Here is a 26,996-nt window from a genome sequence, read left to right as displayed (position 1 = left end):
GCTGACGGGAGATCAGTTGTGAGCGTGCAGCTCCGCGTTGAGGCCGCCCCACGAGCCGGACCGCGCGATGACCTCGACGGCGCCGGTCTGCGAGTTGCGGCGGAACAGCAGGTTGTCCTGGCCGGACAGCTCCACCGCCTTGGCGATCTTCCCGTCCGGGGTGGTGACCCGGGTGCCGGCCGTCACGTACAGACCGGCCTCCACCACGCAGTCGCTGCCCAGCGAGATGCCGATGCCGGCGTTGGCGCCGAGCAGGCAGCGCTCGCCGACCGAGACGACCTGCTTGCCGCCACCGGAGAGGGTGCCCATGATCGAGGCGCCGCCACCGATGTCGCTGTGGTCGCCGACCACGACGCCCGCGCTGATCCGGCCCTCGACCATCGAGGTGCCCAGGGTGCCCGCGTTGAAGTTGACGAAGCCCTCGTGCATCACGGTGGTGCCGACGGCCAGGTGCGCCCCGAGCCGGACGCGGTCCGCGTGCGCGATCCGGACACCGGTCGGCGCGACGTAGTCGGTCATCCGGGGAAACTTGTCGATCCCGTACACGGCGAGCTGCCCGCCCTGGGCGCGAACGGCGAGCCGGGCCCGCTCGACCTGGTCCACCGGCACCGGGCCGATCGAGGTCCAGGCGACGTTGGCGAGCAGACCGAAGAGGCCGTCCAGGTTCTGGCCGTGCGGTTGGACCAGGCGGTGGCTCAGCAGGTGCAGACGCAGGTAGGCGTCGTGCGCGTCGAGCGGCTTCTCGTCCAGCGAGGCGATGGTGGTGCGCACCGCGACCACCTCGACGCCCCGGCGGTCGTCGGAGCGCAGCGCCTCGGCGGCGCCCGCGCCGAGCGCCGCGTCGACCTCCTCGGCGGTCAGCCGGACGGTGCCGGCCGGGCCGGGGGCGGCGGCCAGCTCCGGGGCCGGGTACCAGGTGTCGAGGACGGTGCCGTCGGCGGCGATGGTCGCCAGGCCGACGGCCACGGCACCACTTGCGAGGGAGGAGGTATCAGCAGTCACATCGAGCACGTTAACGAATCTCCGCCCGGGCTGACGAACACGCTCACCGTGCGGACAGCGGCCCGGCCCTCCGAACGGCGCCCGGATGCCCTCCCACCTCGGGGAAAACCCGGTGTTCCCCGGATCGGTCGTCGACGATACTCGGACAGGTGTTCATCTCGATCTCCACCACAGGCACGGCTGAACGCCCGGCTTCCGACCTGGGCTTTCTGCTCCACAAGCACCCCGACAAGGTGCAGCGCTTCTCCACCTCGCACGGTGTCGCCCACGTCTTCTATCCGGAGACCGGCACCGAGTCGTGCACGGCGGCGATGCTGCTGGACATCGACCCGATCGCACTGGTCCGTAAGGGCCGGGGCAAGGGTCGCGGGGGCTCACCCGACTTCGCGCTCGCGCAGTACGTCAACGACCGCCCCTACGCGGCCTCCTCGTTGCTCGCGGTCGCACTCCGGACGGTGTTCCGGACGGCGATGAAGGGTGACTGCGAGCAGCGTCCCGGTCTGGCCGAGCAGGCCCGCCCGCTGCGGATCCTGCTCCCCGCCGTGCCCGCCAACGGCGCGGGTGAGGAGGGCGGCCCGGCCATGGTGCGGCGGCTGTTCGAGCCACTGGGCTGGCAGGTCGAGGCCACCGCGATCCCGCTGGACGAGACCTTCCCCGAATGGGGCGACTCGCGCTACGTCCGGGTGGAGCTGGCCGCCGAGCTCCGGCTGGCCGACGCCCTGCAGCAGCTCTACGTGCTGCTGCCGGTGCTGGACGGTGCCAAGCACTACTGGGTCGCGCCCGACGAGGTGGACAAGCTGTTGGCCGCCGGTGAGGGCTGGCTCGGGACGCACCCCGAACTGGCGCTGATCACCCGTCGGTACCTGGCCCGGCGCTGGTCGCTGACCAGGACGGCCCTGGAGCGGCTGGAGCTGGCCCGGCTCGCCGAGGCCGACGACCGGGAGGCCGAGGAGGTGGACAACGCCGTCGACGACTCCGCCGAGCACGCGTCCGAAGCCACGGGCGCACCGGCCGAGGCCGGGACCACCACCGCGACCTCTGCTGCCACCGATGCCGGGGAGGATCCGAAGCCGGTCAGCCTGGGCGTCCGCCGCCGGGAGGCGATCCTGGCCGCGCTGACCGAGGTCGGCGCCGCCCGGGTGCTCGATCTCGGCTGCGGCCAGGGCGAGTTGGTGGAGGCTCTGCTGAAGGACATCCGGGTCACCGAGGTGCTCGGGGTGGACGTGTCCTCCCGCGCGCTCACCGTCGCCGCCCGCAAGCTGCGGCTGGACCGGATGTCGGAGCGTCAGGCGGCCCGGGTCCGGCTGGTCCAGGGCGCGCTCACCTACACCGACGACCGGCTCAAGGGCTACGACGCCGCGGTGCTCTCCGAGGTGATCGAGCACCTCGACCTGCCCCGGCTGCCCGCACTGGAGTACGCGGTGTTCGGCGCGGCGCGCCCGGGCGCCGTGGTCGTGACCACCCCCAACGTCGAGTACAACGTCCGCTGGGAGACCCTCCCGGCGGGCCACGTCCGGCACAGCGACCACCGCTTCGAGTGGACCAGGGCGGAGTTCCTGGCCTGGGCCGAGCGGATCGCGGCCGACTACGGCTACGCCGTGACCGTCCGTCCGGTCGGCCCGCTCGACGAGCAGGTCGGCGCGCCGACCCAGCTCGCCCTGTTCCGCCGCACCTCCGAAGCCACCCCTACAGCCACCGCCGCAGCCACCGCACCGACCGTCACCACCGAAGGGAGCGCAGCCTGATGACCGACGACACCGACACCGATGCCGGCACCCCGGCCGAGCACCCGTCCACCCGCTCCCTTCCCGTCACCGACGTCTCGCTGGTCGTCCTGGTCGGCACCAGCGGCTCCGGCAAGTCCACCTTCGCCCGTCGGCACTTCCGTCCCACCGAGGTGGTCTCCTCGGACTTCTGCCGTGGCCTGGTGGCCGACGACGAGAACGACCAGTCGGCCTCGGCCGATGCCTTCGACGTGCTCCACTACATCGTCGGCAAGCGCCTCGCGGCCGGCCGGCGCACCGTGGTGGACGCCACCAACGTCCAGCCGGAGAGCCGCAAGCAGCTCGTCAAGCTGGCCCGCGAGCACGACGTGCTGCCGATCGCGATCGTGCTCGACCTCCCGCCGGAGGTCTGCGCCGAGCGGAACAGAGCCCGTGCGGACCGCCAGTTCGCCGCCCACGTGATCCCCCGTCAGCAGCGCGAGCTGCGCCGCTCGCTGCGCGGGCTGGAGCGCGAGGGCTTCCGCAAGGTGCACGTCCTGCGCGGCGTCGCCGAGGTCGACTCCGCCGAGGTGGTCACCGAGAAGCGCTACAACGACCTGCGCGAGCTCACCGGCCCGTTCGACATCGTCGGTGACATCCACGGCTGCCGGTCCGAGCTGGAGACCCTGCTCGGCACCCTCGGCTACACCCTGGCCAGGGACGGGCAGGGCCGCCCGGTCGACGCGGTGCACCCCGAGGGCCGTACCGCGGTCTTCGTCGGTGACCTGGTCGACCGCGGCCCGGACAGCCCGGGCGTGCTGCGCCTGGTGATGGGCATGGTCGAGGCGGGCCACGCGATCTGCGTGCCCGGCAACCACGAGAACAAGCTCGGCCGCTGGATGGACGGCCGCAAGGTCACCGTCTCGCACGGCCTGCAGGAGAGCATCGACCAGCTGGCCGAGGAGAGCGAGGAGTTCCGGGACCGGGTCCGGGCGTTCATGCGCGGCCTGGTCAGCCACTACCTGCTGGACGGCGGCAACCTGGTGGTCTGTCACGCCGGTCTGCCGGAGAAGTACCACGGCCGCAACTCCGGCCGGGTCCGCTCGCACGCGCTCTACGGCGACACCACCGGCGAGACCGACGAGTACGGCCTGCCGGTCCGTTACCCGTGGGCGGAGGAGTACCGGGGCCGGGCCCTGGTGGTCTACGGCCACACCCCGGTGCCGACCGCGAGCTTCGTCAACAACACCATCTGCCTGGACACCGGTTGTGTCTTCGGCGGCAGCCTGACCGCGCTCCGTTACCCGGAGCGCGAGCTGGTCACGGTCGAGGCCGAGCAGGAGTGGTACGCCCCGGTCCGGCCGATGCACACCGATGCGCCGGGCGGCCGGGAGGGCCGGCCGCTCGACCTGCAGGACGTCGCGGGCCGCCGGATCGTGGAGACCGCTCAGCACGGCCGGGTCTCGATCCGGGAGGAGAACGCGGCCGCCGCACTGGAGGTGATGAGCCGGTTCGCCCTCGACCCACGCCTGCTCGCCTACCTGCCGCCGACCATGGCACCGGTCGCCACCTCGCGCCGGGACGGCTTCCTGGAGCACCCGGAGGAGGCGTTCCTGGGCTACCGCAACGACGGGGTCCAGCAGGTCGTCTGCGAGGAGAAGCACATGGGCTCCCGCGCGGTGGTGCTGGTCGCGCGCAGCGAAGCAGCGCTGCAGCGCCGGTTCGGCCTGGCCGGCCCGGGCGCGATCTGGACCAGGACGGGCCGGGCCTTCCTGAACGGCCAGGAGCTCACCGACGCCGTGCTGGAGCGGCTCCGGGCCGCGGCCGAGCGGGCAGGACTGTTCGAGGAGCTGGGCACCGACTGGCTGCTGCTGGACGCGGAGCTGATGCCCTGGTCGCTCAAGGCGGTCGAGCTGCTGCGCCGGCAGTACGCGGCGGTCGGTGCGGCGGCCGGTGCCGCGCTGCCGGAGGCGCTCGCCGCGCTGCGGCTCGGCGCGGCCCGCGGCCTGCCGGTGGACGAGCTGATCGGGCGTCAGCAGCAGCGGTCGGCGGACGCGGCGGCGTTCACCGTCGCCTACCGACGCTACTGCTGGCCCACCGAAGGGCTGACGGGTCTTCGGCTGGCCCCGTTCCAGGTGCTGGCGGCCGAGGGGGCCAACCTCGCGGTCCGTTCGCACGACCAGCACCTCGGCTGGATCGACCGGCTGGTGGCGGCCGACGACCCGGCGGCGCCGATCCTGCGGCGGACGGGGCGGCTGCTGGTCGACACCTCCGACCCGGACTCGGTCGCGGCCGGAGTCGCCTGGTGGGAGGAGCTGACCGCGGCGGGTGGTGAGGGCATGGTGGTCAAGCCGCTGGCCGCGCTGGTCCGCGGCGGTGCCGGCGGCCGGGGCGGCCTGGTCCAGCCCGGCGTGAAGGTCCGGGGCCGGGAGTACCTGCGGATCATCTACGGTCCGGACTACACCGAGCACCTCGCCGAGCTGCGGCAGCGCTCGCTCGGGCACAAGCGTTCGCTCGCCCTGCGCGAGTACGCGCTCGGCCTGGAGGCGCTGGACCGGCTGGCCGGGTCCGAGCCGCTCTGGCGGGTGCACGAGGCGGTCTTCGCCGTCCTCGCGCTGGAGTCGGAGCCGGTCGACCCCCGGCTCTGAGCCCGACTCCGACCCGACTCCGACCCGGCTCCGACCCCTGCGCCGACCCTGAACCGACCCGGGGCCGACTCACTCCGCCCCCGGCCCGCCGGTGCCGGGGCCGGCCGTGGCGGGCCACCCACTCCGACGGGTGGCCCGCCACGCTCACCTCCTGTTGCATAAGAATTCTGGAAGTCGTATACACTTCCCGTCTCATTGTCCCCGCAATCCAGGAGCCCGGCATGGCCTTCAACCTCCGGAACCGGCACTTCCTCAAGGAGCTGGACTTCACCGCGCAGGAGTTCCGCTTCCTGCTGGAGCTGTCCGCCCAGCTCAAGGCCGCCAAGTACGCGGGGACCGAGCAGCCCCGGCTGACCGGCAAGAACATCGCGCTGATCTTCGAGAAGACCTCCACCCGGACCCGCTGCGCCTTCGAGGTGGCCGCCCACGACCAGGGTGCCAGCACCACCTACCTGGATCCGTCCGGCTCGCAGCTCGGTCACAAGGAGTCCATCAAGGACACCGCCCGGGTGCTCGGCCGGATGTTCGACGGCATCCAGTACCGGGGCCACGGCCAGGTGCTGGTGGAGGAGCTGGCCACACACGCCGGCGTCCCGGTGTGGAACGGGCTCACCGACGAGTGGCACCCCACCCAGGCACTGGCCGACATCCTCACCATCGTCGAGCACGGCACCGAGCCGCTGGAGCGGACGGCCCTGGTGTACCTCGGCGACGCCCGCTACAACATGGGCAACTCACTGCTGGTCACCGGTGCGCTGCTGGGGATGGACATCCGGATCGTCGCGCCGCAGCAGCTCTGGCCCGCCCCTGAGGTGCAGAAGGCGGCCCAGGCGCTGGCCGAGGTCAGCGGCGCCCGGATCACCCTCACCGAGGACGTCGCCGACGGCGTCGCCGGGGCCGACTTCCTCTACACCGACGTCTGGGTCTCGATGGGCGAGCCCAAGGAGGTCTGGGCGGAGCGGATCGCGCTGCTGAAGCCGTACCAGGTCTCGATGGAGACGATCCGGGCCACCGGCAACCCGAACGTGAAGTTCCTGCACTGCCTGCCGGCCTTCCACGACCTCGGCACCGAGGTCGGCCGTCAGATCTTCGAGGCCACCGGCCTCAGCGAGCTGGAGGTCACCGACGAGGTCTTCGAGTCCGCCCACTCGGTGGTCTTCGACCAGTCCGAGAACCGCCTGCACACCATCAAGGCGGTCCTGGTGGCGACGCTCGGCTCCTGACGGCCCGTCGGGAACGGCAGGAGCGACCGGAGCGGCGGGAGGAGCAGGAGCGGTGGGAACCGCAGGCGCCGAGGCTCAGAAGTCCACGTTGACGCAGCCCACCCGCTGCGCCGGCGCGTGCCCGTGGTCGTCCGGCCCGGCGTGCAGCACCACCGACCCGGCCCCGCCGTCCCGGAACTCCCACTCCACCGTGCTGCTCGCGGAGGCGTGGCCGGTCGCGTCGGTGCGCAGGGTCAGCCAGAGCTCGTTCCGGTCGTTGGCGTAGGCAGGGTCGGTGGAGGGCTGCACCGGGTCCGGCCGGTCCTGGTAGTGCGGTCCCGCGTCGGCCGGGACGGTGCCGCAGCCCCGGGTGTGCACGTGCGCCGGGTAGTGGTGATCGGGCGTCAGCCCGTCCACCGTCATGGCGACGGTGGTCCGCCCCGGCGTCCGGTGCACCACGATCCGGGCGGTCGCGCCGTACGGCACGGCCTCCGGGTCGAAGCTGACGGCGGTGGCGGGCGCGATGCCGTCCGTCCGGTCGAAGGTGGCCTCCACCGTCTGGACCGGCGGGAGGAGCGGCTGCAGCAGGGCGAGCGCCAGGACGGGGACGGCGTACATGAGCGGGCCTTTCCGGAGGGGGTCCTGCCCCAAACTGCCAGCTCCGGCCGCCCCGGAGCGCGCTCCGCCCCCGGAAGTCACCCGTACGGGGCGTCCGCCGCGAGGCCGCCCGGTGAGCCCGCCCGACCGGGGCCGGAGGAGCGGCGAACTTGCGCGACAGCAGTGGGGGCGGAAGTTTGGAGAGGTGTCCCGGCCGGACCGTCGGACAGGGGCCAGCCTGACGCGGTGCGCACCCGGGCATGCACTATGGTTTATCTCGACATCGAGATAACTCCACGCTATGATTTATCTTGACGTCAAGATACTTGCCGAGAGGCGTACGCCCCCACCGGAGCTCGGGTAGGCCCAACTTAGGGTCACCTTACCACCGGGTGGATCCAAAAGGAGTCAGTCGTGTCCGCGAACAGCTTCGACGCCCGCAGCTCGCTGCAGGTGGGCGACGAGTCGTACGAGATCTTCAAGCTCTCCGCCGTCGAGGGTTCCGAGCGGCTGCCGTACAGCCTCAAGGTGCTGCTGGAGAACCTGCTCCGCACCGAGGACGGCGCGAACATCACCGCCGACCACATCCGGGCGCTGGGCAACTGGGACGAGAACGCCCAGCCGAGCGAGGAGATCCAGTTCACCCCCGCCCGCGTGATCATGCAGGACTTCACCGGTGTCCCCTGCGTGGTCGACCTGGCCACCATGCGCGAGGCCGTGAAGGAGCTGGGCGGCGACCCGGCGAAGATCAACCCGCTGGCGCCGGCCGAGCTGGTCATCGACCACTCCGTCATCGCCGACAAGTTCGGCACCCAGGACGCGTTCACCCAGAACGTCGAGATCGAGTACGGCCGTAACAAGGAGCGCTACCAGTTCCTGCGCTGGGGCCAGACCGCGTTCGACGAGTTCAAGGTCGTCCCGCCGGGCACCGGCATCGTGCACCAGGTCAACATCGAGCACCTGGCCCGCACCGTCATGGTCCGCAACGGCCAGGCGTACCCCGACACCTGCGTCGGCACCGACTCGCACACCACCATGGTCAACGGCCTGGGCGTGCTGGGCTGGGGCGTCGGCGGCATCGAGGCCGAGGCCGCGATGCTCGGCCAGCCGGTCTCCATGCTGATCCCGCGCGTGGTCGGCTTCAAGCTGAGCGGCGAGCTGCCGGCCGGCACCACCGCCACCGACCTGGTGCTCACCATCACCGAGATGCTGCGCAAGCACGGTGTGGTCGGCAAGTTCGTCGAGTTCTACGGCGCCGGCGTCACCGCCATCCCGCTGGCGAACCGCGCCACCATCGGCAACATGTCGCCGGAGTTCGGCTCCACCTGCGCGATCTTCCCGATCGACGCCGAGACGATCAGCTACCTGAAGCTGACCGGCCGTTCCGAGCAGCAGCTCGCCCTGGTCGAGGCGTACGCCAAGGAGCAGGGCCTCTGGCACGACCCGTCGGTCGAGCCGGTCTACTCCGAGTACCTCGAGCTGGACGTCTCCACCGTCGTCCCGTCGATCTCCGGCCCGAAGCGTCCGCAGGACCGGGTCATCCTGGCCGAGGCGGCCGAGAAGTTCGCCGAGGTGCTGCCCGCGTACTCCGCCGAGGCGTCGAAGCCGACCACGGTGACCGCTCCCGACGGCGGCCAGTACCAGATCGACAACGGCGCGGTCGTGATCGCCTCGATCACCTCCTGCACCAACACCTCCAACCCCTCCGTCATGCTGGGCGCCGCCCTGCTGGCGAAGAAGGCCGTGGAGAAGGGCCTGCGCGTCAAGCCCTGGGTCAAGACCACCCTGGCCCCCGGGTCCAAGGTCGTCATGGACTACTACGAGAAGGCCGGCCTCGTCCCCTACATGGAGAAGCTCGGCTTCAACCTGGTGGGCTACGGCTGCGTCACCTGCATCGGCAACTCGGGCCCGCTGCCCGAGGAGGTCTCGGCGGCCGTCAACGAGGCCGACCTCGCGGTCGTCTCGGTGCTCTCCGGCAACCGCAACTTCGAGGGCCGGATCAACCCCGACGTCAAGATGAACTACCTGGCCTCCCCGCCGCTGGTGGTCGCCTACGCGCTCGCGGGCAACATGAACATCGACATCACCCGGGACGCGCTCGGCCAGGACCAGGACGGCAACGACGTCTTCCTCGCCGACATCTGGCCCTCCGAGAAGGAGGTCGCCGACACCGTCGCGAGCTCGATCGACGAGGCGATGTTCGACAAGGGCTACCAGGACGTCTTCGCCGGTGACCACCGCTGGCAGTCGCTCCCGATCCCGACCGGCAACACCTTCGAGTGGGACGCCGAGTCCACCTACGTCCGGAAGCCCCCGTACTTCGAGGGCATGGCCAAGACCCCGAGCCCGGTGAACGACATCGCCGGCGCCCGCGTGCTGGCCAAGCTGGGCGACTCGGTCACCACCGACCACATCTCCCCGGCCGGCAACATCAAGCCGGGCACCCCGGCCGCGCAGTACCTCACCGAGAACGGTGTGGAGAAGCGCGACTTCAACTCGTACGGCTCGCGCCGTGGCAACCACGAGGTGATGATCCGCGGCACCTTCGCCAACATCCGGCTGCGGAACCAGATCGCCGAGGGCACCGAGGGCGGCTACACCCGCGACTTCACCCAGCCCGACGCGCCGGTGTCGTTCATCTACGACGCCTCGCAGAACTACCAGGCCGCCGGCATCCCGCTGGTCGTCCTGGCGGGCAAGGAGTACGGCTCGGGCTCGTCCCGTGACTGGGCGGCCAAAGGCACCGCGCTGCTCGGCGTCAAGGCCGTCATCGCCGAGTCCTACGAGCGCATCCACCGCTCGAACCTGATCGGCATGGGTGTCCTGCCGCTCCAGTTCCCGGAGGGCCAGACCGCCGAGTCGCTGGGCCTCACCGGTGAGGAGACCTTCTCCTTCACCGGCGTGACCGAGCTCAACGAGGGTCGCACCCCGAAGACCGTCAAGGTCACCGCGGGCGACGTCAGCTTCGACGCGGTGGTCCGGATCGACACCCCCGGTGAGGCGGACTACTACCGCAACGGCGGCATCCTGCAGTACGTGCTGCGCAGCCTGATCGGCTGAGGCGAGCAGTGAGGGGCCCGGACCGCAGCGATGCAGTCCGGGCCCCTCGTGCGTTCCTGCACGGCCCCTGGGAGGGCACCGGGTCGACCGCCCACCAGGCCGACCTGTTCGCGGGACCTGCCCTGCACGGTGCACACCGACTGGCTGCGCGGAGCCGGCCGGACGTACGGCGGCACCACCCCGCACACCTTCGACACCCCGAGGTGCTGAGCCACAGAGCCGCGTTACCGCCGCCTCGGTGGGCTCGGCGGGGTCATGCTCTGGGCCCTCGACAACGACGACGGCAGCGGCACCCTGGTGAGGGCGCTCGACAAGCGCCGCAAGTTCTGACAGGTTCCCAACAGTCGATTCGCTGCGCGCGGCTTCGTGCGTCACTGTTCTGTGATGCGCGAAGCTGCGCGTTTCTATGTTCAAACGAACACAACCGCGCTAGATTCTCCTCCATCGACGGGCCGGACGGGCAAATATGCAGGCCTCCTGCACATTGCACATGCTGCATCGCCGACAACGCTTTGGCCCCCAGGGGCCGCATCGGGCGGTCCGGCTATTGCTGCCAGATGAACAGTGGACTATACCTTTGCCCATCACAGAAACCGCCTCTGACCGGCCCCTTGGCCGCTGGGCGCGCCTCACTGGCAGGAATTGACGATCCGTCAGTACCTGTACGCATCTTCTGGACACCGAGGGGTTAGGGCACTCATGGGCTCTGCAACCGAGTACAACCGCCGTGACATCTTCAAGCGGGCCGCGGCCATCACCGTGCTCGCGGCCGGCAGCGGCTCGCTGCTCGCCGCCTGTGCCGGTGGCAGCAGCAGCGATGGCAAGAAGGCCGGCGAGTACAACCTGAAGGACGCCAAGAACCCGTTCGGCGTGGACGCCAAGAAGGGTCTTGAGGTCTTCATCTTCGACGGCGGCTACGGCAAGGACTACCTGGCCGCGTTCGCCGCGGTCTATGCCAAGACCTACCCGGACGCCAAGGTCGACCAGCAGGCCGACAAGGACATCACCGGCAAGCTGCAGCCGCGCTTCAACGCCGGCTCCCCGCCGGACGTCATCGACGACTCGGGCAACAAGCAGATCAAGCTCGACGTCCTGGCCAAGGACAAGAGCCTGGTCGACCTGGCCCCGCTGCTGGACGCGCCGTACATCGACGACCCGTCGAAGAAGGTCCGTGACGTCCTGATGCCCGGCACCATCGAGTCCGGCACCATCGACGGCAAGGTCTACAACCTGTCGTACGCGTACACCATGTGGGGCCTGTGGTACTCCAACAAGCTCTTCAAGGACAACGGCTGGACCGCGCCGAAGACCTGGGCCGACTTCATCACCATCTGTGAGAAGGCCAAGGCCAAGGGCATCGCCCCGCTCGCCCACCAGGGCAAGTACCCGTACTACATCAACGTCGCCATCCTGGACATGATCGCCAAGCAGGGCGGCCTCGACCTGATGGCCCGGATCGACAAGCTCGACCCGACCGCGTGGGACGACCCGGCCGTGAAGACCGCCGTCGAGGCGTTCTTCCAGGTGGTGGAGAAGGACTTCCTGCTGCCCGGCACCAACGGCATGACCCACACCGAGTCGCAGACCGCGTGGAACCAGTACAAGGCGGTCTTCATCCCGTCCGGCTCCTGGCTGGAGAACGAGCAGCTCTCCTCCACCCCGGCCGACTTCGAGATGACCTTCCTGCCGATGCCGTCGCTCCCCGGCGACAAGCTTCCGTTCGAGGCCATCCGGGCCGGCTCCGGCGAGCCGTTCGTGGTGCCGGCCAAGGCCAAGAACGTGGCCGGCGGCCTGGAGTTCCTCCGGATGATGCTGACCAAGGAGGCGTCGGGCAAGTTCGCCCAGGCCGCCAACAGCCTCACCTGCCTCAAGGACGGTGTCGGTCCGGACGTCCAGCTGAAGCCGGGCACCAAGTCCACCGTGGTGGCACTGAAGGACGCGGGCGCCAACGTCTTCAACTTCCAGTACCCGAACACCGCGAGCAAGTTCGACGAGGACCTGCAGAACGCCTCCGGTGAGCTGCTGGCCAAGCGCATCACTCCGGCGGAGTGGATCAAGCGCGCCAAGGAGTCGGCCACCAAGAACAAGACCGCCTGACCGGCGACGTGACACAGCGCACCGGGGGGCTCCCGCACCAGTCCCCCGGTGCGTCAACGCCTGACGGACAGGAGAAGTGACCATGCGTCACGGCAAGTACCCCTTCATCGTGGGGTTCCTCTTTCTTCCGATCGTGCTGTACGTGGGCCTGGTGCTCTGGCCCTACGCGCAGACCTTCGGATACTCCCTGACCGACTGGTCGGGGCAGAGCCAGGAGATGAACTTCGTCGGCCTGGACAACTACACCAAGCTCCTCGGTGACGAGGTCTTCCTCGGCGCGCTCTGGCACAACCTGCTCCTGCTCGCGGTGCTCCCGATCGCCACCATCCTGATCGCGCTGTTCTTCGCCTTCATGCTCAACGTGGGTGGCAAGGGCGGGACCGGCGGTGTCCAGGGCGTCGCGGGTGCCGCCTTCTACAAGGTGGTCTTCTTCTTCCCGCAGGTCCTGTCTATCGCCATCCTGGCGGTGCTCTGGCAGGCGGTGTACCGCAGCGACGGCGCGGGTCTGGCCAACGGCGCGCTGCTCAAGCTCGGCCTGGGCGACCCGCAGCACCCGGTCGAGTGGCTGAACGACCCGAACCTGGTGCTCTGGTGCATCATGGGCGTCCTGATCTGGGGCGGCGTCGGGTTCTACCTGGTGCTGTTCTCGGCGGCCATGCAGTCGATCCCGAAGGACATCTACGAGGCGGCGCTGCTGGACGGCGCCAAGCGCGGCCAGACCTTCTTCAAGATCACCCTGCCGCTGCTCTGGGAGACCATCCAGACCGCCTGGGTCTACCTCGCCATCGTGGCGATGGACGCCTTCGCACTGGTCGCCAGCATGACCCCGGGCCGCACCTACGGCGGTGGCCCGGACCACCACAGCGAGTTGATGTCGACGTACCTGATGCGCAACTTCCTCGCCTTCGGTGAGGCGGGCTACGCCTGCGCGATGGGTGTTGTGATCTTCTTCTTCACCCTCATCCTGTCCGTCGTCTCGCTGCGGGTCACCCGGCGCGAGCGCATCGAGTACTGAGCGGGGCATGGCATGAGTACCAGCATCGACAAGACCACGACCGTTCCGGCCCAACGCTCCGTCAAGCCCCGGCCGCCGGCCAAGGAGGCGCGCTTCGCCGACGGCGGCGGGGTGCTGAACGTGTTCTCGCACGGCTTCCTGGCCATCTGGGCCCTGCTGATCCTGTTCCCGCTGGCCTGGGTGGTGCTCGGTTCGTTCAAGACCGACACCCAGATCAACACCAGCGCCTGGAGCTGGCCGACCTCCTGGAGCTTCAAGAACTTCGGCAGCGCCTGGGAGAAGGGCATCGGCGGCTTCTTCGCCAACACCCTGATCGTGCTGGCGGGTTCGCTCACCCTGACCATGCTGCTCGGCGCGATGGCGGCCTACGTGCTGGCCCGCTACGAGTTCAAGGGCAACCGGTCGATCTACTTCCTGTTCGTCGCGGGCGCGATGTTCCCCGTCTACCTCGCGCTCGTCCCGCTCTTCTTCATGGTCCGCAACCTCGGCGAGATCAGCCCGTACCTGGGCCTGAACAGCTACGGCGGCCTGATCCTGGTGTACACGGCGTACTCGCTGCCGTTCACCGTGTTCTTCCTGCACTCGTTCTTCCGCACGCTGCCGACCGCGATCCACGAGGCGGCCATGCTGGACGGCTGCTCGCACGCGCGGGCGTTCTTCCAGGTGATGGTGCCGATGGCCAAGCCCGGCCTGATCAGCGTCGGCATCTTCAACGTGCTGGGGCAGTGGAACCAGTACATCCTGCCGGTCACCCTGATGCAGCCGACCTCGGCCGGCGAGGCGGACCACTCGATGCTGGCCCAGGGCCTGGTCAACCTCGCCCTGCAGTCCGGCTACAAGAGCGACGCCCCGGCGCTGTTCGCGGGTATGACCATCGCGATGCTGCCGGTGCTGGTGGTGTACCTGTCCTTCCAGCGCCAGGTGCAGTCGGGTCTCACCTCGGCCACCCTGAAGTAACCGCAGTCAACTGCCGACGGGGCCGCCCACGTGGACAAGTGGGCGGCCCCGTCAGTGCGTTCAGCCCCGGTCGACCGCCTGCGCGCGCAGCGCGCGGTCCAGGTCGTCCCGGCACTCCAGCACCAGGCGGCGCAGCGCCGGGGCGGCGCCCGGGTGCTCCGCCAGCCAGGCGTCGGCCGCGGCCAGGGTGGCCGGGTCGGTCTGGAACCGGGGGAAGAAGCCGCCGACGATCCGCATCGCGATCTCGATCGAGCGCTGGGCCCAGACCGACTCGATGACCTCGAAGTAGGTGTCGGCGTACCCGGCGGTCAGCTCCCGCTGGCCGGGCTGGGCGAAGCCCGCGATCTGGGCCTCCACCAGCGCGTTCGGCAGCTCGTCGGAGTCCAGCACGGCGGCCCAGGCGGTGGCCTTGGCCCCGGGGGTGGGCAGCGCGGCCAGCGTCTGCGTCAGGTACTGGCGACCGCTCGCGGTGTTGTCCAGCTCCAGCTCGGTCCGCAGCTCCTCGGGGGTGGTCCGGCCGGCCGAGGCCAGCGAGAGCCGCAGTGCCCAGCGCAGCTCCTGGTCGACCGCCAGGCCGTCGACCTTCGCGGTGCCGGCCAGCAGACCTTCGACCAGCTGGAGCTGCTCGGGCTGGTCGGCGGTCAGTGCCAGGAACCTGGCCCAGGCCAGCTGGTGGTCGCTGCCCGGCTCGGCAGCCCGCAGCTCGCGCAGTGCGCAGCCCGCCAACTGCCGTGCGCCCGCTGCCCGGTGCTCCGGCGCGGAGTACAGGTCGAGGGCACCCTTGGCCTGCTGGTGCAGCGACTGCAGCACCCCGATGTCCGACTCGGGGCCGGCGAACCGGTCCACCAGGGCGAGGTAGTCCCGGGTCGGCATCAGGCCGTCCCGGGTCAGGTTCCAGGCGGCGGACCAGGCCAGCGCGCGGGACAGCGGCTCGTCGATCTCGCCGAGGCCCTCGCGCAGCGTCTCCAGCGAGTGGTCGTCGAACCGGATCTTGCAGTACGTCAGGTCGTCGTCGTTCAGCAGCACCAGCGCCGGGCGCGGCTTGCCGGCCAGCTCGGGCACCACGGTGCGGGCGCCGTCCACGTCCAGCTCGACCCGTTCGGTGCGCACCAGCGCGCCGTCGCTGTCCCGCTCGTAGAAGCCGATCGCGATCCGGTGCGGCCGGAGCGTGGCGCCGTCCTGGAGCACGGCCAGCTCGGTGATCCGGCCCTCGGCGTCCACGGTGAGCTGCGGGGTGAGCGCGTTGACCCCGGAGGTCTGCAGCCAGGCGGCGGCCCAGGAGCTGAGGTCCCGTCCGCTGGTCTGCTCCAGCGCGCCGAGCAGGTCGCCGAGCACGGTGTTGCCGAAGGCGTGCTGCTTGAAGTAGGTGCGGGCGCCCTCGAAGAACGCCTCCGCGCCGACGTACGCCACCAGCTGCTTGAGCACCGAGGCGCCCTTGGCGTAGGTGATGCCGTCGAAGTTGAGCTTGGCGTCCTCCAGGTCACGGATGTCGGCCGTGATCGGGTGGGTGGTGGGGAACTGGTCCTGCCGGTACGCCCACGCCTTGCGCCGGTTGGCGAAGGTGATCCAGGCGGCCTTGTACTTGGTGCCCGCGCCGATCAGCGCGTACGAGCCCATGAAGTCGGCGAAGGACTCCTTCAGCCAGAGGTCGTCCCACCACTTCATGGTGACCAGGTCGCCGAACCACATGTGCGCCATCTCGTGCAGGATGACGTTCGCCCGGCCCTCGTACGCCGCCTCGGTGACCTTCGAGCGGAAGACGAACTCCTCCCGGAAGGTCACGCAGCCGGGGTTCTCCATCGCGCCGATGTTGTACTCCGGGACGAAGCACTGGTCGTACTTGCCGAAGGGGTACGGGTAGTCGAACTCGGCGTGGAAGAAGTCCAGGCCCTGCTTGGTGACGGTGAAGATCTCGTCGGCGTCGAAGTGCTTCGACAGCGACTTGCGGCAGGTCGCCGCGAGCGGGATCTCCAGCGTCGAGCCGTCGGGCAGCGCGCGGCTGTAGTGGTCGCGTTCGACGTGGTACGGCCCGGCCACCACGGCGGTCAGGTAGGTGGCGATCGGCTGGGTCGGCGCGAACTCCCAGATCCGGGCGGTGCCCTCCGCGGTGACTGCGGTGTGCACGCCGTTGGCGTACACGTCCCAGGCCGCCGGCGCGGTCACCGTGAAGGTGAACGGAGCCTTCAGGTCGGGCTGCTCGAAGTTGGTGAACACCCGCCGGGAGTCGGCCGGTTCGAAGTGGGTGTAGAGGTAGGTCTCGCCGTCCACCGGGTCGACGAAGCGGTGCAGGCCCTCGCCGGTCCGGCTGTAGGCGCAGTCGGCCTCGACCACCAGCAGGTTCTGCTCGGCCAGGTCGGCCAGCTGCACCCGGGTGCCGTCGAACACCTCGGCCGGGTCCAGGTCGCGCCCGTTCAGGGTCACGGTCCGGACCCGCGGCGCGAGCAGGTCGGCGAAGCTCGCCGCCCCGGCCTCGGCGGAGCGGAAGGCGATCGTGGTGGTCGACCGGAAGGTGGCGGCCGTCGGGTCGACGGCCGAGGTCAGGTCGAGGTGGACGCGGTAGCTGTCCACCGAGAGGATGGCGGCCCGGTGCTGGGCTTCCTCGCGGCTCAGGTTCTTGCCCGGCACGGGCGGTTCTCCTTTGTCCGGATCGCTCGGTCTCTGTCGGGAGGTCCTCCCAGGCGCATCCTTTCACGTGTGCCGCGCGGTGCCATTGCACAGGTCAGGTCGGAATCAGCGGGGCCCCAGCGCTGTTGCCCAGGGTGGAACCGCCCCTACCGACCGAAGGACGCCGTCAGTGACGACCGCAGACTCCAAGAAGATCGCCGACTTCTGGTTCGACCCGGCCTGCCCGTGGGCCTGGATGACGTCCCGTTGGATGCTGGAGGTGGAGCAGCTCCGCCCGGTGCAGACCCGCTGGCACGTGATGAGCCTGTCGGTGCTGAACGAGCACCGCGAGGACCTGCCGCCGCAGTACAAGGACTTCGTCGCCAAGGGCTGGGGCCCGGTCCGGGTGCTGATCGCGGCCGCCCAGGCGCACGGCGAGAAGGTGCTCGGCCCGCTCTACACCGAGCTCGGCACCCGCTTCCACAACCAGGGTCTGCCGAACGAGCGGGCCACCATCGAGGCGGCCTTGGTCGCGGCCGGCCTGCCGGTCGAGCTGGCCGACGCGGCCGACTCCACCGAGTACGACGAGGCACTGCGCGCCTCGCACGCCGAGGGCATCACCCTGGTCGGCGAGGACGTCGGCACCCCGGTGATCGCGGTGGACGGTCCGGACGGCGACCGGGTCGCCTTCTTCGGCCCGGTGGTCACCCCGACCCCGCGCGGCGAGGCCGCCGCCCGGCTGTGGGACGGCACCCTGCTGGTGGCCGGCACCCCCGGCTTCTACGAGATCAAGCGCACCCGTACCGCGGGCCCGTCCTTCGAGTGACGGCACGCCGAAGGCCCCGGTCCGCGTCGGCGGGCCGGGGCCTTCGGGCTGATCGGGGGTCAGGCGTCGGTCGCCGCCTCGGCGTCCCGGCGCTGCTTGAGCCGGCCGGCCAGCGAGAGTGCCAGGGTGAGCGCCGCGGTGAAGTAGAGCTGGACCCGGTTGTCGTGATCCAGCGTCATCAGCCCGAGCACCGTGACGATGCCCGCCAGCGCCACCCAGGTCAGGTAGGGGAAGGCCCACATCCGGACGCCGAGCAGCTCGGGCGCCTCCCGCTCCAGCCGCCGCCGCATCCGCAGCTGGGACACCGCGATGAAGCCCCAGACCACCAGCACCGCCGCGCCGACCATGTTGAGCAGCCAGGCGAACACCGTGTCGGGCCACTTGAAGCTGAGCAGCACCGCGAAGAAGCCGAAGGCCGAGGAGGCCAGCACCGCGACCCGCGGCACCCCGCCGCTGACCCTGGCCAGCACCCGCGGCCCCTGGCCGCGCTGGACCAGTGAGTACGCCATCCGCGAGGAGCCGTAGATGTTGGCGTTCATCGCGGAGAGCAGCGCGATCAGCACCACCACGTTCATCAGCTGCGCGGCGTTCGGGATGCCGATGGCGTCCAGCACCGCGACGTACGGGCCGCTGCTGACCACCTCGGGGTCGTTCCACGGGACCAGCGTGACGATCACGGCCATCGAGCCGACGTAGAACAGCGCGATCCGCCACATCGCGGTGCGCACGGCGATGGCCACGCTGCGCCGGGGGTTCTCGGACTCGGCGGCGGCGATGGTCACCGTCTCCAGGCCGCCGTAGGCGAAGACCGAGGCGAGCAGCCCGGTGACCAGCCCGCTGACCCCGTTCGGGAGGAAGCCGCCCTGGCCGGTCAGGTTGCCGGTGCCGGGGGCCTGCACGCCGGGCAGCAGGCCGAGGATCGCCAGCACGCAGATCACCAGGAAGGCGGCGATCGCGGTCACCTTGATCGCGGCGAACCAGAACTCGAACTCGCCGAAGTTCTTCACGGCGGCCAGGTTGGTGCCGCAGAAGAAGGTCATGAACAGCGCGACCCAGGCCCAGCTGGGCACCCCGGGCAGCCAGCCGTGCACGATCCCGGCGGCGGCGATCGCCTCGGCGGCCACCCCCACGCAGAGCAGGGTCCAGAACACCCAGCCGGAGGCCACGCCGGCCCAGGGGCCGATCTCCTTCTCGGCGTGCACCGAGAAGGAGCCGGTGGCCGGGCGGGCCGCCGACATCTCGCCGAGCATCCGCATCACCAGCATGACCAGCAGGCCGGAGGCGGCGAACGCCAGCACGATGGCCGGTCCGGCCGCGGCGATGCCCGCTCCGGAGCCGACGAACAGCCCGGCGCCGATCACGCCACCGAGCGCGATCATCGACAGGTGACGCTGCTTCAGACCGTGGGTGAGCCCGCCTTCGGCGGGCTGCTCGGCGGGCTCCAGCGTCGGCTGGGGAGTGGGGGAGGACATCAGCTGGGTCCAGACTCTGTACGGATAGCGGGAGAGACCGTCCACTATTCGGTACGAACGGTGGGCATGCCAATGTCCAGGGTCGGGAGACCGCCATCCGGACGGTCATCTGACGGAAAGTGATCGCATTCTCACTCTTTCTGGCCGGAATGGGTCGAACACGACAAGCCGGGGCACCGGCCCTTGGTCGGATCCGACGCCCTCGTCGGGCCGGGCGGCGGCATAGGTTCACAAGTGATCACCGAACGAGTCGTCAGGAGACCCGCCCATGGCCACCGCCACGTCCGCCCCCGCCGCCCCGGTCCTCGCCGACCTGCTCCCGCAGGCCGGATCCCGGTTCGGCGCCCAGGTCCGCGAGCTCGCCCTGGTCGCCGGGGGAGCCGCGGTCACCGGCCTGGCCGCCCAGCTCTCGGTGCCGGTGCTCGGCTCGCCGGTCCCGGTCACCGGCCAGACCTTCGCGGCCCTGCTGGTCGGCACCGCGCTCGGTGCCCGGCGCGGCATCGCCTCGCTCGGCCTCTACCTGCTGGCCGGGATGGCGGGCCTGCCCTGGTTCGCCGACGGCAGCGCCGGCTTCGCGATGCCCAGCCTCGGCTACGTGATCGGCTTCGTACTGGCGGCCGGCCTGGTCGGCGCGCTGGCCCGGCGCGGCGCGGACCGCAGCCCGCTGCGGACGGCCGGCGCGATGCTGCTCGGCACCCTGGCGATCTACGCCGTGGGCGTTCCGTACCTGGCCGCCTCGCTGCACGTCCCGCTGGCCCGCGCGGCCGAACTCGGGCTCTACCCCTACCTGGTGGGCGACGCGCTGAAGCTGGTGCTGGCGATGGGCGCGCTGCCGCTGGCCTGGAAGCTGGTCCGGCGCGCCTCCTGAATCCGACCCGCCGACCGGGCCCGGCGGCCCGCGCGTGCCACAATCTGCGCATGCGCGTGTACCTGGGTTCCGACCATGCCGGATATGACCTCAAGAACCACCTCGTCCAGTGGCTGAAGGAGAACGGCCATGAGCCGGTCGACTGCGGCCCGCACATCTACGACGCGGTGGACGACTACCCGCCGTTCTGCCTCCGGGCGGCCGAGCGCACCGCCGCGGACCCGGAGTCGCTGGGCATCGTGATCGGCGGCTCCGGCAACGGCGAGGCGATCGCCGCCAACAAGGTCAAGGGCGTCCGGGCGGCGCTGGCCTGGAGCGAGCAGACCGCCTCGCTCGGCCGCGAGCACAACAACGCCAACGTGATCAGCGTCGGTGGCCGGATGCACACCGAGGCCGAGGCCACCCGGTTCGTCGAGATCTTCCTCAACACCCCGTACAGCGGCGAGGAGCGGCACACCCGCCGGATCGAGATGCTCTCCGAGTACGAGACCACCGGCGAGCTCCCGCCGATCCCCGCCCACCACCCGCAGGTCTGATCCTCCCGGACCGCCGGGGGCCCGGCCCCCGGCGGTCCGCCGGACCGTCAGAAGCCGTGCGGCAGCCAGGGCGCGAGGTCCGAGGCGAAGGCCCGGTCGGCCTCCGCCAGCGCGCCGTCGCCCAGCTCCCGTACCAGCCCGGCCCGGCCGAGCGCCGCGAGCCGGACGCCGCCCAGGTAGGCGGCCCCCAACTCCCGGACGTCCAGCGCGAGATCGGCCGCGTCCTCGGTGCGGACGCAGCTCGCCCCCTTGCCCGGGCCGGCGCTGCGCAGCCGCCAGCGCCCGGCGTTCCACGGCGCGAACGGGTCGGTCACCTCCAGCACCACGTTCAGCGCCGTCGCGTACCCGCGCTGCTCCAGCGCCTCGTCGAGCCGGACCAGCCGGACGTGCAGCGCGTCGCCCAGCCGGGGCTCCAGCCGGCGCGGGTCGTCGACCAGGTGCAGCACCGGGTCGTCCACCGGGCGGTTGGCGACGGTCACCCGGCGGACCAGGTCCAGGCTGAGCAGGTAGTCCCAGAGCGCGGCGTACACCCCGGGCGTGAGCGCCTCGACGTCCCGGACCCGGACCGTGCCGTCCGGGATGTCCTCGGTGCCCCAGTCCACCGAGACCGCGTACCTGGCGTAGCCGAGCAGCCGGCCGCTCGCCCGGTCCTCGGCCAGCACGCACTGCCGGGGCGAGTAGCCGTCCCGGCCGGCGGGCGGGTCGAGCAGCGGGAGCTGCTCCCAGCCGGGCCGGCGCTCCAGCATCCCCGGCCGGCCGGGCACCAGCTCGGCGTACAGCCGCTCGCAGGCCGGGCCGCTCGCCACCGGGTCGGCCAGCCGGAGCCGGACCTCGCGGTCCACCGGCGCCTGCACCCGGACCCGGCCGGTCGGCGCGGTCAGCGCCATCCGCCAGCTCCCCAGGCCGTAGCCGAACCGGCCGTAGATGCCGGACTCCGACGCGGTCAGCACCGCGAGCGCCTCACCGCCGTCCCGGAGGCCGGTCAGCTGACGGCGCATCAACCCGGTGAGCAGGCCGCGCCGCCGGTGGGTCGGCAGCACCCCGACCATGGTGACCGCCGCGACCGGAACCACCGCCCCGCCCGGCACGGTCATCCGGAGCGAGAACGCCCCGGCGCAGGCCACCGGGTCGGCGCCGTCCCAGATCCCCAGCGAGCGGTCCGGCTCGGTCAACTCCCGCCAGAGTGCCCGCTCCTCGGGGTGCTCCTCCTGGCCGCCGAAGGCGACCTCCAGGGTCCGGTACCAGCCTTCCCACTCCCGGCTCGTCAGCGTACGTACGGTCAGGCCGTCAACTGTCGTCTCATCAGCGGTCATATGCCAACAGCTATCACCGAGTCGCATCGTGCGCGAGCGACATTCGGCGGCTTGACCTCCCGGGTTCCGGCGGCGGGTGGGCGCCTCCGGCGGCCGAAATCCACTGGGCCGCGCGGAACGGTGCGCCCGGCGGCGCCCCAACCGTCGACGGCGGGCCACGCCGGTGGATAAGGTCAGAGCCCATGGCTGGCAGCACGCCGGGTTTCACGCCCCGGCCGACTGAGACGGGCCCGGCCGCGCAGGCGGCCGACACCCCGTGGACGGCCCGGTTGCGCAGCAGGCTCCACCGGGTCCGCCGAGTGCTGCGCCGGACCGGGGTGGACTACTTCCGCGGCGACGCCTCCGACTGGCTCGCCTTCGCGGTGCTGTTCGCGACCGTCCCGCTGCTGGTGGTGCTCAACGTCCTGATCCCGGCCTGGGCGCCGCCCACCGCCCTGGTGCTGCCGATCCTGGCCGGGGCCCTGCTGCTGCGCCCCGGCACCCTGGTGCTGCTGTACGCGGCCGCCGCGCTCGGGCTCTCGGTCGAGTCGCTGATCCACACCGGCGAGCGGGTGGCCAGCGACCGGCCCGACACCTACGTCTTCGGCGTCACCCCCGGCGCCGCCCTGGTGGTCGGCGCGGTCGGGGTGGCCGGGCTGCTGCTGGCCCAGTTCCGCAGCCGGGTCGGCGTGCCCTGGCGGGGCGGCGGCTCGATGCTGTTCGACCTGCGCGAGCGGCTGCGGGTGCAGAGCAGGGTGCCCGCGCTTCCCGAGGGCTGGTCCGCCGACATGGCGCTCCGCCCGGCCGGCGGCCAGTCCTTCTCCGGCGACTTCGTGGTGGCCACCAGGACCGGCCCGGGCCGCCGCACCCTTGAGGTGGTGCTCGCCGACGTCTCGGGCAAGGGCATGGACGCGGGCTCCCGGGCACTGCTGCTCTCCGGCGCGTTCGGCGGGCTGCTCGGCTCGCTGCCGGCCCACCAGTTCCTGCCCGCCGCCAACGGCTACCTGCTCCGGCAGGACTGGGACGAGGGCTTCGCGACCGCCGTGCACCTGGTGCTGGACCTGGAGACCGGCGAGTACGAGCTGCTGTCGGCCGGGCACCTGCCCGGGATGCAGCGGCACGCGGGCACCGGCCGCTGGGAGATCAAGGAGTCGGTCGAGGGCGCGCTGCTCGGGGTCTACGACGGTGCGGTCTTCGAGGCGGTCCGGGGCCGGCTGGACCAGGGCGACGTGCTGATGCTCTGCACCGACGGCATGGTGGAGATCCCCGGCCGGGACCTGACCGAGGGGATGGACCGGCTGATGGGGGAGGCGGACCGGCTGGTCGGCGGCGCCCCGTTCTCCCAACACGGCGGCCGGGGCTCGGCGGTGAAGCTGATCGAGTCGGTGGCCAAGGACGTCAACGACGACCGGGCGGTCCTGCTGCTGTGGCGCGGGTGACCGACGGGTGGCCGAAGTGTGTCAAGTCGGTGCACCGGTCTTCGGCCATTCCTGACCGCGGCCCGGTGCAGTGGATCTAGGTCCGGCCCCACCAGCCCGGGAGCGGTCAACTTCCAGTTAGGGGTACCCGTTCGACGGCCCGTCAGGTTGGCTGGGCTATCGTCTCGGTCGGCGGAAATTCGTCTCACATCGCAGGATCTTCGCGGCTGCCTTCCGGCAAGTCCTTTACGCAGTCGGCACGAACGACCACACTGAGTTCGGGTGGGACGGTCGGTTCTCGGGGGTCTCGGGGGATTGGGCCCGCCACGAAGCTCGCTACGAAAGAATGAGGAAGTGAGTCCTGGTGGCCTTCTCCGTCTCAGCGCTGGTCCTGTTCGGGATCATCGTGGTCATCTTCATCCGCAACAAGCAGTTGAAGACCAGTCACGCGGTCATGGCCGCGCTCTTCGGCTTCATGCTGAGCCAGTCCACGGCGGCCAAGCCGATCCAGGACTTCCTGACCCAACTCGCCCAGACCATCTCCTCGGTCGCCAGCTGACCGGGCGCGCCTGACCCGGGTCGGGCCGGCTTCGGCCGGTCTCAGCGACGGCCCCGCCACCAGCGGCCCAACCGGCTGCGCCGCGGCGGGGGTTCGGCCTGTCCCGGGGTCTCCGTCGCCGGGTGCTCGGCGACCAGCAGCAGGAACAGCCGGGCCCAGCACAGCCGTTCACCGCGCGGCCAGTCCAGCGCGCGCAGCGTGGTGGAGGCCGACTCGCAGACCGTCCCGTTGATCCGGACCTCGGCGACGTCGTCGCCCGCCTTGCCGCCGAAGAACAGCTTCACGCCGTTGACCTGACGCTCGGCCAGTTCCGGCAGCACGGCGGCGGCCAGCACCGGGCCGAGATCCCGCTCGGCGACCCAGTCGAACAGCGGGTCGGTGTCGACGCCGAACACCGCGGCCGGGCCCTGCACGACGTGCCAGCCCGGGAGCTCGGGGGCGTCGTAGTGGTCGCCGCCGCCGGTCAGCAGGCCGACCACGGCACTCGCCGTGGTGCCCGCCCACATCCGCACCGCGCTGTCCAGCCGCTCCACCTCGGTGCCGCCGACGCCGGCCGCGCAGTCCCAGATCACCGGCGCGTCGCCCTGGCCGAGCCGCAGCACGTAGCCGAGGTCGACGTGGCCGCCGCCGGTGCCGTGCTCGTCGTGCTCCCGGAACGCCACCGCCGTGGTGCCGGGCCCGCGCAGCAGCGGACCGTCGGCGGTGAACTCCTGGCCGAGCCGGGCCAGCTCACGGACGGCCGCGCGCTGGATGACGGCCAGCCGTTCCTCGGGGCGCACAGACGGGGCTCCTCGCTCGACAGAACTCTGCTCGACGGCGCTTCGAACACCTTCGTTCGAGCGCGACCGTGGCGAGCGTATCGGCCCGGCGTGAGCGGTGTCACTGTCGGCGCTGGCGGAGCGGGGCCAGGTGGGTACGGACGGCGATATCGGCCACCCTCCGTGAACCGATCGGGGACGAAGTGTCGCCGAATCGGACCCTCCGGGTCGCAAGTCCCGGACCGGACGTGACCTTCGTCCCTGATCATCCTTGTTCATCGTTCAACCGGGGCTTGCCAGCGGGCGGCCGATCGGCTTTGCTTCGAGGCCTGTCCGGTGAACGACCGGATGGGCTCAACCGGGCGGAACGCCGAGTCCTGCCGCCGCCCGGCGCCTCGTACCAGGCACGCATGGCAGGAGCGGGGGACCCAAGGTAAGTCGCCGAACCGGTGTGAACCGGGCCGGCTTGGGGTTAAGCCGCATTCCTGCGGCCGGGCATCTCCAGCCCGCACCCGACAGCTCACCTCGTAGGCGTCGGAGAGGACCACCCCCATGTCCGCACAGGGCAAGCACCGTCGCGTCCAGCTGTCCCACCTGACCCGGATCGCCGTCGCGACCGGCGTGCTCGGCGCCACCTTCGCGCTGCCGGTCGCCGCCGCCAGCGCCCACCAGGGCCATGCCGCCGCCTCCGTGCCGCAGGCCGCCCCGGCCGCCCCGGCCGCCGCCGTCACCACCGTCGCCACCGAGACCGCCGCCACCGCGGTGGCCCCGGTCTCCGCTCCGGCCGCCCCGGCCGCGAGCAGCTACCAGGTCGTCAGCGGCGACACCCTCTCGAAGATCGCCACCGCCAAGCAGGTGGACGGCGGTTGGGAGAAGCTCTACCAGGACAACCGCTCGGTGGTCGGTGGCAACCCGAACCTGATCTACCCGGGCCAGCAGCTCTCGCTCGCCGGCCAGGCCGCGGCCGTCGCGCCGCAGCCCGCCGCGGAGGCTCCGAAGGCCGCCGAGGCGCCGAAGACCGAGACCAAGTCCTCTTCCTCCTCTTCCACGAGCACCACGGACTCCACCAAGGCGTCCCGCTCCAAGTCGACCCCGGCCCCGAAGGCCAGCACGGCCCCCAAGGCCAAGTCGACCACCACCGCCCCGGCCACCACCGAGGCCGCCAAGCCCGCCACCGTGGCGGCCGGCGGTTACGTCGCCCCGGTCAGCGGCGGCACCTCCACCGCGTACCACGCCTCCGGTTCCTCCTGGTCCAGCGGCTACCACACCGGCGTCGACTTCCGTGCCTCGACCGGCACCGTGGTCAAGGCCATCACCACCGGCACCGTGGTCTCGGCCGGCAACGGCGGGTCCTACGGCAACGAGGTCGTCGTCAAGCACGCCGACGGCAAGTACTCCGAGTACGCCCACCTCTCCTCGATCTCCGTCAAGGTCGGCCAGACCGTCTCGGCCGGCCAGCAGCTGGGCCTCTCCGGCGCCACCGGCAACGTGACCGGCCCGCACCTGCACTTCGAGGTCCGCACCGGCCCGTCCTACGGCTCCGACATCGACCCGGTCGCGTACCTGCGCGCCCACGGCGTCAGCGTCTGATCAGGGTCTGACCCCAGCTCAGACGACTTCGGCCCCCCGGTCATTGACCGGGGGGCCGAAGTGTTTGGAGCGGGTGACGAGAATCGAACTCGCGTGGCCAGTTTGGAAGACGTAGGCACCGCCTGGCGGCTGACCAGCCAACTCGCCAACCTGGGCCAAGGGGAGCTCCTTGCCGTGGTTCCCCGCGACTCCCTGCGGATTCCCGTCCGATCGGGCATGGAGCGGGCACGCGCTGAGCCGTTGGTCGAAGGGGCTGTATCAAGCGGAATCTGTATGCGTGGCGTACATCACAGGGGAGATTTACGCTAAATGGATGACAACCACTCCATTTAGGGACATGGCCAAGAAAGTTGCATCGTCAAGTGACTACATGACCATGCAAGTCAGGTGTCAGAGAGCTCGGTCGCACGGCTGGTGGCGGAACGTCTGCGAGTACGGCCCCTGGGAAGGGCCGAGCGGTAGTCACACCGGCCCACCCAAGCCGTACCAGTTTGAGGGCATTGCCAGGCTCTTCAAGGTGTCCACTGACCAGGTGGCGCGGATGGTGGCTGCGGATTGGTACGGGGTTCCCCTCGATGGGCAGGTCTCGGACCGAGCATCACGGACAGTCGTAAAGATCGAATCTCTGAGCACTGCGGACGCCAAGTTGGCTGAGGCGCTCATAGACAGGCTTGCCGAGGCTGGAACTCCGCCGACCGAATCGGACAGCTAGCGGCTCAAACAGCCGCGCTCGCGGGTGGTGGAGCGGTTTTGGCCGGTGTCCTGTCTGGTCTGGGTCCGAGCATGATCGGG

General features: G+C 70.9%; 20 protein-coding genes and 1 riboswitch. Of the genes, 14 read left to right on the top strand and 6 right to left on the bottom strand.

Annotated elements, in window-relative coordinates; genetic code table 11:
* Positions 1-12 precede the first annotated feature (12 nt).
* A complete protein-coding gene (gene dapD, locus ACIRPK_RS06210; RefSeq protein WP_403033691.1) occupies positions 13-1,002 on the bottom strand; it encodes a 2,3,4,5-tetrahydropyridine-2,6-dicarboxylate N-succinyltransferase in 990 nt (329 codons plus the stop codon).
* 149 nt (positions 1,003-1,151) lie between these two features.
* Between dapD and ACIRPK_RS06205 the strand changes: the two genes are divergently transcribed.
* The 3 genes from ACIRPK_RS06205 to argF all read left to right on the top strand — a co-directional run bounded on the left by ACIRPK_RS06205 (position 1,152) and on the right by argF (position 6,576).
* Positions 1,152-2,747, top strand: a complete 1,596-nt coding sequence (locus tag ACIRPK_RS06205; protein ID WP_403033689.1) for a 3' terminal RNA ribose 2'-O-methyltransferase Hen1 — start codon at positions 1,152-1,154, stop codon at positions 2,745-2,747.
* The gene (locus ACIRPK_RS06200; RefSeq protein ID WP_403033687.1) at positions 2,747-5,353 is read left to right on the top strand and encodes a polynucleotide kinase-phosphatase; all 2,607 of its coding nucleotides are present in this window, start codon (positions 2,747-2,749) and stop codon (positions 5,351-5,353) included. Before ACIRPK_RS06205 ends, ACIRPK_RS06200 begins: the two co-directional genes overlap by 1 nt.
* A gap of 221 nt (positions 5,354-5,574) precedes the next feature.
* Entirely contained in the window at positions 5,575-6,576 is a 1,002-nt protein-coding gene (argF, locus tag ACIRPK_RS06195) for an ornithine carbamoyltransferase (RefSeq protein WP_403033684.1), read from the top strand.
* Positions 6,577-6,651: 75 nt separating this feature from the next.
* Here argF and ACIRPK_RS06190 read toward each other — a convergent pair whose 3' ends face one another.
* The gene (locus ACIRPK_RS06190; RefSeq protein WP_403033681.1) at positions 6,652-7,173 is read right to left on the bottom strand and encodes a superoxide dismutase family protein; all 522 of its coding nucleotides are present in this window, start codon (positions 7,171-7,173) and stop codon (positions 6,652-6,654) included.
* A gap of 393 nt (positions 7,174-7,566) precedes the next feature.
* On the opposite strand from ACIRPK_RS06190, the gene acnA reads away from it, so the two are divergent.
* From acnA to ACIRPK_RS06170, 4 genes are all read left to right on the top strand, one after another.
* Complete coding sequence (gene acnA / locus ACIRPK_RS06185) at positions 7,567-10,212, top strand: aconitate hydratase AcnA (RefSeq protein WP_403033678.1); 2,646 nt, start codon at positions 7,567-7,569, stop codon at positions 10,210-10,212.
* Between the two features lie 699 nt (positions 10,213-10,911).
* Complete coding sequence (gene ngcE / locus ACIRPK_RS06180) at positions 10,912-12,309, top strand: N-acetylglucosamine/diacetylchitobiose ABC transporter substrate-binding protein (RefSeq protein ID WP_403033676.1); 1,398 nt, start codon at positions 10,912-10,914, stop codon at positions 12,307-12,309.
* Between the two features lie 82 nt (positions 12,310-12,391).
* A complete protein-coding gene (locus ACIRPK_RS06175; protein WP_403033673.1) occupies positions 12,392-13,324 on the top strand; it encodes a carbohydrate ABC transporter permease in 933 nt (310 codons plus the stop codon).
* 12 nt (positions 13,325-13,336) lie between these two features.
* Positions 13,337-14,281 (top strand): carbohydrate ABC transporter permease, encoded by a 945-nt coding sequence (locus ACIRPK_RS06170; RefSeq protein WP_057238476.1) that lies wholly within the window; start codon positions 13,337-13,339, stop codon positions 14,279-14,281.
* A gap of 60 nt (positions 14,282-14,341) precedes the next feature.
* Here the strand turns inward: ACIRPK_RS06170 and pepN are convergent, their stop codons facing one another.
* On the bottom strand, positions 14,342-16,906 hold the full coding sequence (pepN, locus tag ACIRPK_RS06165) for an aminopeptidase N (RefSeq protein WP_403033670.1): 2,565 nt from the start codon (positions 16,904-16,906) through the stop codon (positions 14,342-14,344).
* Positions 16,907-17,075: 169 nt separating this feature from the next.
* Between pepN and ACIRPK_RS06160 the strand changes: the two genes are divergently transcribed.
* Complete coding sequence (locus ACIRPK_RS06160) at positions 17,076-17,711, top strand: disulfide bond formation protein DsbA (protein WP_403033667.1); 636 nt, start codon at positions 17,076-17,078, stop codon at positions 17,709-17,711.
* Positions 17,712-17,770: 59 nt separating this feature from the next.
* Here the strand turns inward: ACIRPK_RS06160 and ACIRPK_RS06155 are convergent, their stop codons facing one another.
* A complete protein-coding gene (locus ACIRPK_RS06155; protein WP_403033664.1) occupies positions 17,771-19,183 on the bottom strand; it encodes an amino acid permease in 1,413 nt (470 codons plus the stop codon).
* A gap of 268 nt (positions 19,184-19,451) precedes the next feature.
* On the opposite strand from ACIRPK_RS06155, the gene ACIRPK_RS06150 reads away from it, so the two are divergent.
* A complete protein-coding gene (locus tag ACIRPK_RS06150) occupies positions 19,452-20,051 on the top strand; it encodes a biotin transporter BioY (RefSeq protein WP_403033661.1) in 600 nt (199 codons plus the stop codon).
* Between the two features lie 50 nt (positions 20,052-20,101).
* Positions 20,102-20,587, top strand: coding sequence for a ribose-5-phosphate isomerase (locus ACIRPK_RS06145; RefSeq protein ID WP_403033659.1), 486 nt, complete (start codon positions 20,102-20,104; stop codon positions 20,585-20,587).
* A gap of 47 nt (positions 20,588-20,634) precedes the next feature.
* On the opposite strand, the gene ACIRPK_RS06140 is transcribed toward ACIRPK_RS06145, so the two are convergent.
* The gene (locus tag ACIRPK_RS06140; protein ID WP_403033658.1) at positions 20,635-21,900 is read right to left on the bottom strand and encodes a GNAT family N-acetyltransferase; all 1,266 of its coding nucleotides are present in this window, start codon (positions 21,898-21,900) and stop codon (positions 20,635-20,637) included.
* 269 nt (positions 21,901-22,169) lie between these two features.
* Between ACIRPK_RS06140 and ACIRPK_RS06135 the strand changes: the two genes are divergently transcribed.
* A complete protein-coding gene (locus ACIRPK_RS06135) occupies positions 22,170-23,318 on the top strand; it encodes a PP2C family protein-serine/threonine phosphatase (RefSeq protein WP_403033757.1) in 1,149 nt (382 codons plus the stop codon).
* Positions 23,319-23,661: 343 nt separating this feature from the next.
* Positions 23,662-23,856, top strand: coding sequence for a hypothetical protein (locus tag ACIRPK_RS06130; protein WP_057238501.1), 195 nt, complete (start codon positions 23,662-23,664; stop codon positions 23,854-23,856).
* A gap of 41 nt (positions 23,857-23,897) precedes the next feature.
* Here ACIRPK_RS06130 and ACIRPK_RS06125 read toward each other — a convergent pair whose 3' ends face one another.
* The gene (locus ACIRPK_RS06125; protein ID WP_403033654.1) at positions 23,898-24,635 is read right to left on the bottom strand and encodes a DUF6348 family protein; all 738 of its coding nucleotides are present in this window, start codon (positions 24,633-24,635) and stop codon (positions 23,898-23,900) included.
* Between the two features lie 360 nt (positions 24,636-24,995).
* Positions 24,996-25,161, top strand: a riboswitch (cyclic di-AMP (ydaO/yuaA leader).
* Positions 25,162-25,166: 5 nt separating this feature from the next.
* On the opposite strand from ACIRPK_RS06125, the gene ACIRPK_RS06120 reads away from it, so the two are divergent.
* Both ACIRPK_RS06120 and ACIRPK_RS06115 read left to right on the top strand, forming a co-directional pair.
* Positions 25,167-26,204, top strand: coding sequence for a peptidoglycan DD-metalloendopeptidase family protein (locus ACIRPK_RS06120; protein ID WP_403033651.1), 1,038 nt, complete (start codon positions 25,167-25,169; stop codon positions 26,202-26,204).
* 277 nt (positions 26,205-26,481) lie between these two features.
* Entirely contained in the window at positions 26,482-26,916 is a 435-nt protein-coding gene (locus tag ACIRPK_RS06115) for a hypothetical protein (RefSeq protein WP_403033648.1), read from the top strand.
* Positions 26,917-26,996: the final 80 nt, after the last annotated feature.

It is taken from the genome of Kitasatospora sp. NPDC101801 (assembly GCF_044766665.1).
Lineage (GTDB): Bacteria > Actinomycetota > Actinomycetes > Streptomycetales > Streptomycetaceae > Kitasatospora.
The sequence above is the reverse complement of the archived record's forward strand: the minus strand, read 5'-3'. Positions and strand labels throughout refer to the sequence as shown.